Below are 13,050 nucleotides of genomic sequence, written 5' to 3'. Positions count from 1 at the left end.
GAGGAATTCCATGAACGGAATTACTGCGTGGATGGAGAAATATCTCGTCCCTGTTGCGGCAAAGATTGGGTCTCAAAAACACCTAGTTGCGCTGCGTGACTCATTTATCGGTATGTTGCCAGCAACACTTGCTGGTGCCTTGGCTGCAATGGTTTCGGCTATTGTAACAACATTCCCATCAGCTATCCAACAAATGATGTTGGGAGCAACAGCATTCTCAAAATTAGCACCAGAAAAAGTCTGGACACTTGCTAATACACCAATTATTGGTGATTTGAACAATATTTCAGCCCTTGTTAACCAAGGAACACTGACAGTTATTGGTCTTATCTTTGCCTTTTCTTGGGGTTACAATTTGGCCCGTGCTTACGGAGTCAACGACCTCGCTGGTGGTATCGTATCAGTTGCAACCCTATTTGCAGGTTTGCCAAACCAAATGGGTAAATTTACAGCAGCCCTTGGGACAGGTAAAGCTGGTGTAGCAGCAACTGACAAGATCAATGGCGTACTTGGAGATCAAGGACTTGCCGCTTGGAAACCACTCTTTGCCTCAGCTCACCTCGATGCTGGAGCTTACTTCACAGTTATTATTATGGGTGCCCTTGCAGTTATTATTTATGCAAAACTCATGCTTGCTGACATCACAATTAAGATGCCAGAATCAGTTCCACCTGCAGTAGCAAAAGCTTTCTTGGCTATCATTCCTACAATCGCAGCCCTTTATATCGTCGGCTTAATCTACTACATCATTGGTAAATTAACTAATGACTCTGTCATTAACCTTATCACTCACTACATCGCAGAACCGTTCCAAATTCTGTCACAAAATATCTTCTCAGTACTGATTGTTACACTCTTTGTTTCAGTATTCTGGTTCTTCGGACTTCACGGACCAAACGTTTTGGCACCAGTACTTGATGGTATCTGGGGACCTCTTGGACTTAATAACCAAGCCCTTTACTTCCAAGTACACTCACAAGGTATCCGTGACTTGATTGCTAAAGGTGCGGTTGATAAAGCTCATGCCATTAATGGTGACTATGTTAACCTTTGGGTACGTGGTTCATGGGATGCCTTTGCATGGTTTGGTGGATCAGGTGGTACAATTACACTTGTTATTGCAATCATCCTCTTCTCTAAACGTAAAGACTACAAGATTGTTGGACGTCTCGGACTTGCGCCAGGTATCTTCAATATCAACGAACCAGTCCTCTTTGGTCTACCAGTCGTCTTGAATGCGATCTTCTTTATTCCATTTGCAGTCGCTCCTTTGATTTCTGTAATCATTGCCTACACTGCAACAGCCCTTCACTTGGTTGACCCAGTCGTCAATGCCGTTCCTTGGGTAACACCACCAATTATGAATGCCTTCATGGCAACCGGCTTTGACTGGCGAGCAATTGTCCTTACAATCATCAACTTAATCATCACCTTCGTTATCTGGGTACCATTCGTTATCGCAGCTAACAAGTTGGAAGAAACAGAACTCGACTAAATTTGAAATTAATGGTAGAGCAAGTAAGAAAACTTGCTCTACACATTTTTTGTTAAATCTGGTAAGATATTATAAATATAAACCTTATCAGATGTGATAAAAAACATTCATAGAGGAGGAGATACTATGATACTCGTAAATTCTGCAATGATGCAAAAAGAAATTATTGAACTTTTAGAAGAAAATGGCTTTAAACATACCAAAAAACAAGGATTAAAACTTTTCTTTGAAACTCCAACGGACGATGCAACGACTGACGCAGCCATGGCTAAACAATTAATTAAAGGAAGCTCATTTGGAGCGGCTGTCTTCTTTAATGTGAGTGTTGTATGAGTACCTGGGGAATAGCTTTTATCAGTTTAGGCCTATTGCTTGTGGCTTATCATAACTGGCTTGGTCTAGCGATTGTATTAATTGGTTTCGTGATGATTTTTATTGCACGCAGTCAAAAAAAGAAGGCCACCAAAATAGAAGAAGAAAATAGACAAGAACACAAAGACATAAAGATAAAAACAAGAAAATAAAGTTGTCTTTTAAGGCAACTTTTTAAATTTTTTTGTCTAAAATTAAAAAACAAATTCCAAAATATAAAACAAAATAAAACGGTTACAAATGTTATAATTGTAGTATAAATAACCAGTGGGGGAATAATATGGAACACAAAAAATTGAGCTCATTTCCAAGTGATTTTCTTTGGGGTTCAGCTTCAGCAGCTTATCAAGTTGAAGGAGCACCTTTTGAAGATGGTAAAAAAGCGAGTGTCTGGGATAACTTTGTCCGCATTCCGGGTAAAACTTTTAAAGGGACAAACGGGGATGTTGCTGTTGATCATTACCATCGTTACAAAGAAGATGTCGCTTTGATGAAAGAATTAGGACTTAAATCTTACCGTTTTTCGATTGCTTGGACACGTATTTTACCTGACGGACGTGGCGAAGTCAATCAAGCGGGCTTGAAATTCTATGAAGACTTGATTGATGAGTTGATTGCTAATCATATTGAACCAATTGTCACGATTTATCATTGGGACTTGCCCCAAGCTTTAGAAGACCTGTATGGCGGCTGGGAATCACGAGAAATTATCTCAGATTTTGTTAACTATGCTGAAGTTTTGTTTAAAGCCTTTAAAGGTAAAGTAAAATATTGGGTATCGCTTAATGAACAAAATATCTTTACAAGTCAAGGTTGGTCACTCGCGACTCACCCACCAGGGAAAAGAGATATGAAGCTCTTTTATCAGGTCAATCATATCGCGAATTTGGCAAATGCTGCGGTAATTAATAAGTTTCATGAGCTTGAAATGGATGGACAAATTGGCCCTTCATTCGCCTATACACCGCAGTATGCTAAGGATTCTGACCCTTTAAATGTTTTGGCTGCTGAGAACGCTGAAGAACTTTATAGCCACTTTTGGATGGATGTTTACCTTTATGGTGAATACCCAATTGCGGCAATGGCTTATCTGCGGGAAAATGGTTTAGCACCTGAATTTGAAGCAGGAGATGCTGAACTCTTGAAGTCGGCCAAACCTGATTTTCTAGGCATTAATTACTACCAAACGGCGACTAACGCTTGGAATCCAATTGATGGTGGGGTTGGAGTTGGTTCATTTAATACAAGCGGTAAAAAAGGAACAACCAAAGAATCAGGAATTCCTGGGCTTCATAAAAAAATTCAAAATCCATTCATTGACCGCACAAATTGGGATTGGGAAATTGACCCAGAAGGTTTGCGAATTGCACTCCGTCGAATTACTTCACGCTATCGTATTCCGGTCATGATTACGGAAAATGGTTTGGGTGAATATGACAAAGTTGAAGAGGGCAAAATTCATGATGATTACCGAATTAAATACCTAGAAAGTCATGTTAAGGCAATCAAAGAAGCCATGACTGACGGTGCTACGGTCATTGGTTATCACACTTGGTCTTATACTGACTTACTTTCATGGTTGAACGGTTATCAAAAACGTTATGGTTTTGTTTATGTTGACCAAGACGAAACAATGGAAGGTTCCTTGAAACGAATTCCTAAGGATTCTTATTACTGGTATCAACATCTTATTGAAACAAATGGCGAAGAGCTCTAAACAAAGAGCACTCAAGTGAGTGCTCTTTTTATGTTATAATAATAAAAAAACAAAAGAGGTGAAGAATGAAAATTCGTGGATTTGAAGTAGTAGCTAAATATAAAAATGCTGGAATTAACTTACCAAAACGTTCAACTGAACATTCGGCAGGTTATGATATTGAAGCGGCAGAAACAGTTCGTTTTGCTCCAGGTGAAATTAAATTAATCCCAACAGGTTTAAAGGCTTATATGCAGACAGGCGAAGTTCTTTATATGTATGATCGCTCATCAAATCCTCGTAAAAAAGGCTTGGTTTTAATCAATTCGGTTGGTGTCATCGACAAGGATTATTATAATAATCCTGATAATGAAGGACACATGTTTATGCAAATGCGTAATTTCACTGATGAAGAAGTTTTAGTTGAAAAAGGAGAGCGCGTGGTTCAAGGAGTATTTATGCCCTTCTTAGTTGCTGATGGCGATGAAAATCAAGAAAAAGAAGAACGGACAGGTGGGTTTGGGTCAACGGGTGCGTAATTCAAATTAAAGTAATTTAAGAAGCGCAATCGCGCTTCTTATTTTTGTGAACGGAGGCTTTCAAAGCTTATTACTTATGATATAATAGTATTATGAATAAACTGCGTATCCTCCATTTGAATGATTTACACTCTCACTTGGAACGTTTCCCTGTGATTGAGCGTTTTTTTGCGGAAAAATCACAGGAAAAAGTTGAAAGTTTACGTTTTGACTTGGGTGATAATGTGGACCGTGTACACCCTTTGACGGAGGCAACAGAGGGGCAAATTAATGTCGAATTGATGAATCGCTTAAATTTAACAGCGGCAACAATTGGCAACAATGAGGGTTTGGGATTGACGCATGAGATGCTTTCCCATCTTTATGATGAGGCTAATTTTCCAGTTCTCTTATCCAATTTGATAACTGATTTTGCTCAAACAGAGCCTTTGATAATGACCACTTCGTTTGGCTTACGTGTTGGTTTGATTGGCTTGACTGCTCCTTACTCTCGTGCTTATCCTCAAGCAGGTTGGGAGCTTTTAGACCCTTTTGTTGTATTAGATAAACTTTTACCCAAAATGGATTGTGATTTTACTATTTTGCTTTCTCATTTGGGTAAGAATGTCGATGAACAAATTGCAAAAGACTATGATATTGACTTGATTATCGGAGCTCATACGCATCATTTGTTTGAGCATGGCGCTCAAGTTAATCAAACTTTGCTTGCTGCTGCTGGTCGCTATGGTGAGTATGTGGGACAAATTGATTTGGCCTTTAATGAAAATAATCAATTAGTTGATGCGCAGATTGAAGCAATAGCAACCAACACACTTCCACAAAAAAGATCAGATATAGTCGAAACAAATGGTTGGGAACTAAGAGGACATAAACTTTTAGAAGGAACAGTAGTTACTAAGTTAGCTAAACCCTTGCCTAATCTATCTCCGGATTTTACAGCAAGTCATTATCTGGCAAAACTTTTTGCAGATTATGAAAAGACAGCACTCTGTCTGATAAATTCTGGTCTATTAGTGACGGATGAATTACCGCAAAGTTTGACTTTGGATGATTTACATGAATTTTTACCTCATTCAATCCGCTTGGTTCGCTTCACATTTACAGGTGAGGAACTTCGGCAAGTTTTACTTGAAATTATTGATGTTTCGGCTTTTTTACCCACTCAAAAAATTCAAGGAATGGGTTTTCGTGGAAAAACTTTTGGTTCACTTATTTTTCAAGGAATTGAACCAATCAATGGGGACTTTTACCTGAAAAATGCGAAGGATGATTCGCTCGAAAAAATTAATGATGAGCAAAAGTATCAAATCCTTTTACCTGACCAATATCTATTTGCTTGGTATTTCCCATTACTGAAAAAATTAGGTCAGTCGGAAATTTTATTTCCCTATTTTTTACGGGAAATTGTAGCAGAATATTTTAAAAATAAATAGAAATAGAAAAATTAATGGCTAAAGTAATAGATGAAACTAAATTAAATTATAACAAGTACCCTGGGGAACATGTTATGGCATCAGGAGAAGTCGTTCAAGTTGGAAAACGAACTTTTCACATTGTTCATAATTATCGAGAGGCTTTTGACGCGGAAAAATTGGAGCAACGTTTTTCTGATGTTTTAGATAAATATGATTATATCGTTGGAGATTGGGGCTTTGAACAATTACGTTTAAAAGGTTTTTTCTCAACGAGTCGCAAAAAAATGTTAGCAGATAATAAAATTGACCATCTTGAAGATTATATCAATGAGTATTGTAATTATGGTTGTGCTTACTTTGTCTTACGTCGAATTCGGACAAGGGACGAAGCCTTTGTTTCTGAAAAACTTTTTACCGAAAAAGAATTAAAACAAGGTTTAGATAAGCCACGTCGCAAAAGAAATCGTAATCGAAATCGAGCCCGTGATGAGCAAACTGTGAATTCTAAAGATGAGAAACGTTCAGAAAACGCCTCAGAAGCTCGGAAAGATTTTAAAATTCGTGATAAATCTGCTGACAGAAAAGCAAAACCAACTGACAAAAAGATAAATAAGCCGCTCAGCAAGAAATCGCAAGAAGGACGAGCTGACAAAGCAGTCAATAAAAAAGTTACTTCTTCCAAAGAATCTGATAAAAAATTTACAATGAAAAAACGAAATCCACGGAAAAAAGTTGAACAAACAGAGCCTAAAAACCAAGGAAATCAAGGTTTTGTTATTCGTAATCGGAAGAAAGACTAAAGCTTTGTAAAAGTTATTTGACGGTCAGTGAACTTGTTAAAGATTAAAAATTATCGTAGAATTAACATTTATGGATTCCTTAAACATTTGGAATTGAAAATAATTAGACGAATATAAAGTAGTTTTGATTGTGTATTCAAGGGATATGAAATCGTTCACAATTAGAATTCTACATAACGATAAGGAAAATAATGACAGAGAATATAACAACAGAAACACGTCCGTCTATCTATGGATTGACACGTGATCAATTAATCGAATGGGCCATTGAAAATGGTGAAAAGAAATTCCGAGCAACACAAGTTTGGGATTGGCTTTACCGCAAACGTGTTCAATCTTTTGAAGAAATGAGCAACTTATCAGCGGTATTTATTGATAAACTTAATGAAGCTTTCATTTTGAATCCATTGGAACAAGTGGTTGTGCAAGAGTCTGCTGACGGAACAGTTAAATACCTCTTTATGCTTCCTGATAAAGTGATGATTGAAACAGTTTTAATGCGCCAATCTTATGGTTTGTCTGTCTGTGTCACCACTCAAGTGGGCTGCAATATGGGCTGTACCTTCTGTGCTTCTGGTATTTTGAAAAAAGAACGCGATGTAACAGCCGGTGAAATCGTTAGTCAAATCATGCTTGTACAAAAGTATTTTGATGAACGTGGTTTAGACGAACGTGTTTCGCATGTTGTTGTTATGGGAATTGGTGAACCCTTTGATAATTATGAACATTTGATGAACTTTTTACGTGTGATTAATGATGATAACGGACTTGCTATCGGTGCTCGTCATATTACTGTTTCTACTTGCGGATTTATGCCAGCAAAAATCAAAGAATTTGCTCATGAAAATCTTCAAATCAATCTAGCTATTTCACTCCATGCTCCAAATAATGAATTGCGTACTTCATTGATGCGAATTACTCGTAATGCCCCTCTTGAAAAACTCTTTGAGGCGATTGATTATTATACAGAAACGACCAATCGACGGGTGACTTATGAGTACATTATGTTGTCTGGTGAAAATGACAGCCCTGAAATCGCGCAACAGCTGGCAGATTTAATTAAACCCCGTAATAAATTGTCTTATGTCAACTTGATTCCCTATAATCCAGTTGCTGAACATATCAAGTATGAACGTTCAACAAAAGATAATACTGCAAAATTCTATGATGTTTTGAAGAAAAATGGTATTAACTGTGTCGTTCGTCAAGAACATGGAACAGATATTGATGCGGCTTGTGGACAATTAAGATCAAAACAAATTAAGAAAAACAAGGCCAAATTAGCCTAAGAAAAAACTGCTGATCAAGCAGTTTTTTTTACTGACAGTTCTGTCAGTAAAATATTTCGGAAATAGCTTAATTTTTAATAAAAAATAAGAACAATGAATAAATATGCTATGCAAAAGTTACAAAAATTTGCTAAAATATAGACAAGTAAAAGAAAACAGGTGTCTGCTCTACTAGACTTAGAAATTGCTTAGACCAATTTCATAGCGACTATTCAGCTGCATCCTATAAGAGAAATAGAGGAGTATCATGGATTACGTAAAGCTTAATAAATCTCGGCACAAAGTAAAAACATTTGATGGCAAAAAAATTCCCACAGTTGATGTTAAACAAATCATCTCGGCGGCAAGCCTTGCACCTTCAGCACACAATATTCAAAGTTGGCACTTTGTCATTGTTGAATCAAAAGAAAAACGTGAAGCTTTACTGACAGAAGTAGACCCTGGAAATCATGAACAAATCAAACAAGCAGGAGCGGTCATTGTCCTTTTCAGCGATACAGATTTGGTTGAGCGTTCTCGGGAGATTGCAAGAGTAGGTGCTGGTGAATTGGACGATGAACAACTTTTGCGTTTCAATAGTCGCTATCCACAAATGTATGAAGGTTTTGAAGAACTTCATGAGAGTAATTACCTTTCAATTAATATTGGTCTAGTTACAATGAATCTCATTTTGGCTATTAAAAATTACGGATATGAAAGTAATATCATCATGGGCTTTAATCGGACTCAAAAAGTGAATGAACTTTTAGAAGTTGAAAAACGCTACCGTCCAGAATTAATTATTCCACTTGGAAACTCAGAAGACAAAGGAAAACCAAGCTATCGTCTTCCTCAAAGTCAAATTATGGAAATCAGATAAAAAAGAGGTTCAGCTGAACTTCTTTTTTTGATTATGAAAAGAAGCCATTATGTTCGCAACATTTGGTCTATTTTGCTAAAATAGAGTAAAGTATTTGATAAATAATTATCAAAAGAAATGAATGAATTATCGAGAGGAAAGAGAAAAACATTGCTCACATTTTGGCAGGATTATCCCGAAATTCAGAATAAATTAAAGGATGTTCAAGCGCTCATGATTGAGCGTTTAAAAATTAATAATCAAGAAATAGAAGTAGCACTGCAAAAATTTGCATCACGTGGCGGGAAAATGGTGCGTCCTGCGCTTTTTTTGCTGTTCGCTGGTATTGTTCCTAATGGCTCAAAAGATGAGGAGAAACTAATCAAAATTGCTGCCTCCTTAGAAATGCTTCACTCAGCAACATTGATTCATGATGATATTATTGATGACTCACCTCTGCGTCGCGGAATGCCATCAGTAGAATCGCAATTTGGCAAAGATGTGGCAGTTTATGCTGGAGATTTTGTTTATACCGTTTATTTTGAGTTACTGATTGAAACGATGAATGGGACGAGTTTTGTTGCTAAAAATGCTCAGTCAATGAAAAGAATTCTTCAAGGGGAGTTAACTCAAATGCAGTCTGCATTTGATAAAAACAATACGGCTCGCCGCTACATGAAAGCTATCAGTGGGAAAACTGCTGAATTACTCAGTTTAAGTTGCCTAGAAGGTGTTTATTTTGCAGGTGGTGACAAGAAACTACAGCATTCGGCACGGAAAATTGGTCGAGCGATTGGTCTAGCTTTTCAAGTTTACGATGATATTTTAAATTTCACTGTAGGGCTTGATGAAGCCGATAAACCAATTTTAACTGATTTTCGTCAAGGAATTTATACCTTACCCTTGCTTTTGGCTAGAGAAGTTAATGAAGCAGCAATCGCTCCATATCTAGAAGCACCAGAAAAGCTATCGAGACAAGAATGTTTAGATTTAGCAGAATTGGTGACAGAATTAGGTGGAATAACGGGTTCTCTTCTTGTTGCAGGAAGGCTGACGGAACTTGCCTTGAACGAAATTAAAAAATTACCAGAATCACCTAACCGTCAAATTTTAGAAGAAGCGACACAGATTTTATTAGAGCGAAATTATTAAAAGCCTGTCACCGATAGGTTTTTTAATTATTATAAGTGTCGTCAACTGACGAAGTTTGAATAAAAATATCTAGTTTTTTTGTAGAAAGTTTTATATTAAAATATGATAGAATGAGACTTTAAAACCATGTTTATCACTTATTCAAAGTTCAACTATCAATCAAAAAAGTCAATAAATCACATTAAAGAGGAAATAATGAATTTTAAAATATTCGCTGAACTCATTGAATTAAAAGCTAAAACGGCTTCGGTCTTTCCGTTTCTGCTGGGCCTTTCGTACTCGCTTTACCATTACCATTCACTGAATTTATTAGCATTAAGTATTTATTTTGTTGCCATGTTTATGTTTAACTGTTTTGTTGATATTTGGGATAATTATAATGATTATCATAACGCGGTGGATACCAATGATTATCAAAAAAATACAAATATTATTGGTCGTGAAAACCTGTCAATGGCTTTAATTAAAGCTTTACTTGCTTTTTTCTTTTTTGGAAGTTTAGCATTAGGAATCATTGTGGCATTGATGACGGGTTGGGCAGTTTTTTGGCTAGGTCTTCTTTGTTACGCTGTTGGAATCTTTTATGCAGGAGGTCCAAAACCTTTGTCATCCCTTCCTGTGGGTGAGCTTCTCTCAGGCTTAACAATGGGTTATATCATCTTTCTCATTTGTGTATATATTAATAGTTCGCAGGCCTTTGTTTGGTCATCTGCTAATCTTGCGACTAGCTTCTTGATTGCTTTACCCAATACATTGCTTATCGCTAATCTCATGTTAGCGAATAACACCTGTGATTTAGAAGAAGATGAAGCCAATCATCGTTTTACAATCGTGCATTATATTGGGAAAAAAGCAGCACTCATTTGGTGGACTTTGGCTTTAATTTTGTCTTTTATCGCTATTATTGTATCAGTAATTTTAGGATTACTTTCTCCGATAATGCTTTTGATTTTATTGATTGTTCCTTTAATGATAAAATTTGCAAAGCCTTATCTTCAAAAACAAGTTAAAAGAGAAACTTTTATCTGTTCCGTCAAAATTCTAATGGTTTTCCAACTGGTTCAGGTTTTATTGCTCTTTATTAGTTTGATTAGATTTTAAATAAAAAAACTCCAATAATTATGTTTGGAGTTTTTTTTATTTGCTGACAAAAGCTATCTCTTAATTACAATAATCATGTTTTGACTCTGTATTTTTATTTGTCGAAGCTTGATTAGACGTGGGCAGAGCTGCGGCTCCTTTAACTGGACAAGTATTAACATTACAGTCTTCACATGCCCCTTTGCTGCGAACAGTTTTAAAGATGGCAAATCCAGTAATGATGAAAATAATTGCTAAGATAACGATACTAGCTAAGTTCATAGGAAACATCCTTTCCTTTTCTGAAAATAAAATATAAACCAACCAACAATACAAGCAGAGCGACTAAACTAAGGACATCAAAGTTTTGTGAGCTGAAAAAACTGCCCAATTGGTAAATGATGAAACTCATACTATAAGCGACTAATGTTTGGAAACCAACGGCACGTAAAGTCCATCGGACATCTCCCATTTCTTTATAAATGGTTGAAATTGCAGCGACACAAGGGGCACAAAGGAGATTGAAAACCAATAAAGAATAAGCAGAAAGAGGAGTATAAGTTGCTTGAACAGCCGACCAAAGTTGATGACTGTCGCCAGAATTATGAGCGAAAAGCACCCCCATTGTTCCAACAATCGTTTCTTTAGCGATTAATCCCGTAATCGTCGCAACTGTTGCACGCCATTCTCCAAAACCAAGTGGAGCAAAGACGACTGCAACAACTTTACCAACATCAGCAAGAATAGACTGACCAGCATCAACATGGGCTAATGTCCAATTATAATTAGAAGTGAACCAAATCAAAACATTCATCGCAAAAATGATCGTACCGGCCCGCTTCACAAAAGAAAAGGCACGGTCAAAAGCATATTTTAAAACGGTCAGTGCATAAGGTAAGTGATAAGTGGGGAGTTCCATGATAAAAGCTGATGTATCTCCAGAAAACATTCGCGTTTTTTTCAAAATAATACCAGAGAGAATAATCATGGACATTCCTAGGAAATAAGCGCTTGGAGCGACCCAAGAAGCATGGGGAAAAAAGGCACCAGAAACTAAGGCGATGATTGGTAATTTTGCAGAACAAGGCATGAAAGTTGTGACCATAATCGTAATTTTTCGGTCCCGTTCTTGTTCAATGGTTCTCGTTGCCATAATTCCGGCTACACCACAGCCAGAAGCGATGAGCATCGGTATAAAAGACTTACCCGAAAGCCCAAATCTTCTAAAGATACGGTCCATGACAAAGGCCACCCGAGCCATATATCCAGAATCTTCAAGGATTCCTAAAAGTAAAAAGAGGACAAAAATTTGAGGAACGAAACCTAAAATTGCACCAATCCCTGCAACTACACCATTCAAAACTAAATCTTGAACCCAAGGAGTGACCGCTAAAGCATTCATTCCATTGGCAATCAAGTCAGGAAGCCACTGACCAAAAAAGACATCATTAAGCCAATCAGTTGCCGCTGTTCCGACAGTTTGAATGGAAATAAAGTAAACTAGCCACATGATAAAAACAAAGATAGGAAGTCCCAACCATTTGTGAGTGATGATTTGGTCGATTCGGTCTGTCAGATTGACTTTTCCTGTTTCAGTTTGGCTGACAGAAAGCTGAACAAAGTGACCGATTAAGTCGTAGCGTTCATTGACAATAATGGACTCTCGGTCATCAGTCATTAATTTTTCAGTGATACTGACAATTTCCTCAACTTCATCTAGTTGTTCTGCTGATAATTTTGTCAGTAAAAGTTGGTCTCCTTCAAAAACTTTAATTTGTTCAAAGCGATTTGTAAAACCAGTGACTTTGCTAATTTCTGACAAGGCTCCTTCAAGACGATGGTCATAATCTAAAGGTTGAACTTCAGGACTTCTGAGTGCTGCTTTAATGACCTCATCTAAACCTTTGTTTTTAATAGCTGAGGTTGTAATGACAGGAATACCAAGACTGTAAGAAAGTTTTTCAAGGTCAATTTTCTTTCCCTGATTTTCTAATAAATCGCTCATATTGAGCGCGAGTACCATAGGAATTCCAAATTCCATCAACTGTAAAGTTAAGTAGAGAGAACGTTCCAGATTGGTTGAATCAACGATATTAATTAGAGCATCAGGTGGGGTTTTGACCAAAAAATCTCTGGCAACTTGCTCATCAAGCGAGTAAGGAGAGAGGGAGTAGAGACCCGGTAAATCTTGAATACAAACATTTTTATCTTTTCGATAGATTCCAGAATTTTTTTCAACAGTGACGCCTGGCCAATTTCCTACTTGTTGATTGGAACCAGTTAAAAGATTAAAAATGCTAGTTTTTCCACTATTTGGATTTCCGAGTAGAGCAATTATTTTCATATTATTGTAATTTCTTATTAAGGGCTGTTA

The 13,050-nt window shown here is 37.0% G+C and carries 13 protein-coding genes; 11 read left to right on the top strand and 2 right to left on the bottom strand.

The window, feature by feature from the left end:
* Nucleotides 1-10: 10 nt before the first annotated feature.
* The 11 genes from LLA01S_RS00555 to LLA01S_RS00505 all read left to right on the top strand — a co-directional run bounded on the left by LLA01S_RS00555 (nt 11) and on the right by LLA01S_RS00505 (nt 10,697).
* Nucleotides 11-1,495, top strand: a complete 1,485-nt coding sequence (locus LLA01S_RS00555) for a PTS sugar transporter subunit IIC (protein ID WP_011675232.1) — start codon at nt 11-13, stop codon at nt 1,493-1,495.
* A 126-nt stretch (nt 1,496-1,621) separates the two neighbouring features.
* Nucleotides 1,622-1,828, top strand: coding sequence for a hypothetical protein (locus LLA01S_RS00550; RefSeq protein WP_011675233.1), 207 nt, complete (start codon nt 1,622-1,624; stop codon nt 1,826-1,828).
* Nucleotides 1,825-2,019: a hypothetical protein gene (locus LLA01S_RS00545; RefSeq protein ID WP_011675234.1), complete on the top strand. Its 195-nt coding sequence runs from the start codon at nt 1,825-1,827 to the stop codon at nt 2,017-2,019. The genes LLA01S_RS00550 and LLA01S_RS00545 overlap by 4 nt, the downstream gene beginning before the upstream one ends.
* 128 nt (nt 2,020-2,147) lie before the next feature.
* The gene (locus tag LLA01S_RS00540) at nt 2,148-3,584 is read left to right on the top strand and encodes a glycoside hydrolase family 1 protein (protein WP_011834276.1); all 1,437 of its coding nucleotides are present in this window, start codon (nt 2,148-2,150) and stop codon (nt 3,582-3,584) included.
* 65 nt (nt 3,585-3,649) lie between these two features.
* On the top strand, nt 3,650-4,102 hold the full coding sequence (locus LLA01S_RS00535; RefSeq protein WP_011834277.1) for a dUTP diphosphatase: 453 nt from the start codon (nt 3,650-3,652) through the stop codon (nt 4,100-4,102).
* Nucleotides 4,103-4,194: 92 nt separating this feature from the next.
* The gene (locus tag LLA01S_RS00530; protein WP_061777664.1) at nt 4,195-5,535 is read left to right on the top strand and encodes a bifunctional metallophosphatase/5'-nucleotidase; all 1,341 of its coding nucleotides are present in this window, start codon (nt 4,195-4,197) and stop codon (nt 5,533-5,535) included.
* Nucleotides 5,536-5,549: 14 nt separating this feature from the next.
* The gene (locus LLA01S_RS00525) at nt 5,550-6,317 is read left to right on the top strand and encodes a YutD family protein (RefSeq protein WP_011675238.1); all 768 of its coding nucleotides are present in this window, start codon (nt 5,550-5,552) and stop codon (nt 6,315-6,317) included.
* Between the two features lie 191 nt (nt 6,318-6,508).
* Nucleotides 6,509-7,606, top strand: a complete 1,098-nt coding sequence (rlmN, locus tag LLA01S_RS00520) for a dual-specificity RNA methyltransferase RlmN (protein WP_011675239.1) — start codon at nt 6,509-6,511, stop codon at nt 7,604-7,606.
* 247 nt (nt 7,607-7,853) lie between these two features.
* Nucleotides 7,854-8,465, top strand: coding sequence for a nitroreductase family protein (locus LLA01S_RS00515; protein ID WP_011675240.1), 612 nt, complete (start codon nt 7,854-7,856; stop codon nt 8,463-8,465).
* A 150-nt stretch (nt 8,466-8,615) separates the two neighbouring features.
* The gene (locus LLA01S_RS00510) at nt 8,616-9,596 is read left to right on the top strand and encodes a polyprenyl synthetase family protein (protein ID WP_011675241.1); all 981 of its coding nucleotides are present in this window, start codon (nt 8,616-8,618) and stop codon (nt 9,594-9,596) included.
* A gap of 195 nt (nt 9,597-9,791) precedes the next feature.
* Nucleotides 9,792-10,697, top strand: a complete 906-nt coding sequence (locus tag LLA01S_RS00505) for a prenyltransferase (RefSeq protein ID WP_032950758.1) — start codon at nt 9,792-9,794, stop codon at nt 10,695-10,697.
* Between the two features lie 60 nt (nt 10,698-10,757).
* On the opposite strand, the gene LLA01S_RS00500 is transcribed toward LLA01S_RS00505, so the two are convergent.
* Both LLA01S_RS00500 and feoB read right to left on the bottom strand, forming a co-directional pair.
* Nucleotides 10,758-10,958: a hypothetical protein gene (locus LLA01S_RS00500; protein ID WP_061777663.1), complete on the bottom strand. Its 201-nt coding sequence runs from the start codon at nt 10,956-10,958 to the stop codon at nt 10,758-10,760.
* A complete protein-coding gene (feoB, locus tag LLA01S_RS00495) occupies nt 10,945-13,020 on the bottom strand; it encodes a ferrous iron transport protein B (protein WP_061777662.1) in 2,076 nt (691 codons plus the stop codon). Before feoB ends, LLA01S_RS00500 begins: the two co-directional genes overlap by 14 nt.
* Nucleotides 13,021-13,050: the final 30 nt, after the last annotated feature.

The organism is Lactococcus cremoris subsp. cremoris NBRC 100676 (genome assembly GCF_001591705.1).
Taxonomy (GTDB): domain Bacteria; phylum Bacillota; class Bacilli; order Lactobacillales; family Streptococcaceae; genus Lactococcus; species Lactococcus cremoris.
This window is presented reverse-complemented; position numbering and strand designations above follow the sequence as displayed.

Excerpts from the sequence above, each read along its gene's own strand:
- LLA01S_RS00555 (WP_011675232.1), top strand. The coding sequence starts at position 11 with ATGAACGGAATTACTGCGTGGATGGAGAAATATCTCGTCCCTGTTGCG.
- LLA01S_RS00550 (WP_011675233.1), top strand. The coding sequence starts at position 1,622 with ATGATACTCGTAAATTCTGCAATGATGCAAAAAGAAATTATTGAACTT.
- LLA01S_RS00545 (WP_011675234.1), top strand. The coding sequence starts at position 1,825 with ATGAGTACCTGGGGAATAGCTTTTATCAGTTTAGGCCTATTGCTTGTG.
- LLA01S_RS00540 (WP_011834276.1), top strand. The coding sequence starts at position 2,148 with ATGGAACACAAAAAATTGAGCTCATTTCCAAGTGATTTTCTTTGGGGT.
- LLA01S_RS00535 (WP_011834277.1), top strand. The coding sequence starts at position 3,650 with ATGAAAATTCGTGGATTTGAAGTAGTAGCTAAATATAAAAATGCTGGA.
- LLA01S_RS00530 (WP_061777664.1), top strand. The coding sequence starts at position 4,195 with ATGAATAAACTGCGTATCCTCCATTTGAATGATTTACACTCTCACTTG.
- LLA01S_RS00525 (WP_011675238.1), top strand. The coding sequence starts at position 5,550 with ATGGCTAAAGTAATAGATGAAACTAAATTAAATTATAACAAGTACCCT.
- rlmN (WP_011675239.1), top strand. The coding sequence starts at position 6,509 with ATGACAGAGAATATAACAACAGAAACACGTCCGTCTATCTATGGATTG.
- LLA01S_RS00515 (WP_011675240.1), top strand. The coding sequence starts at position 7,854 with ATGGATTACGTAAAGCTTAATAAATCTCGGCACAAAGTAAAAACATTT.
- LLA01S_RS00505 (WP_032950758.1), top strand. The coding sequence starts at position 9,792 with ATGAATTTTAAAATATTCGCTGAACTCATTGAATTAAAAGCTAAAACG.
- LLA01S_RS00500 (WP_061777663.1), bottom strand. The coding sequence starts at position 10,958 with ATGAACTTAGCTAGTATCGTTATCTTAGCAATTATTTTCATCATTACT.
- feoB (WP_061777662.1), bottom strand. The coding sequence starts at position 13,020 with ATGAAAATAATTGCTCTACTCGGAAATCCAAATAGTGGAAAAACTAGC.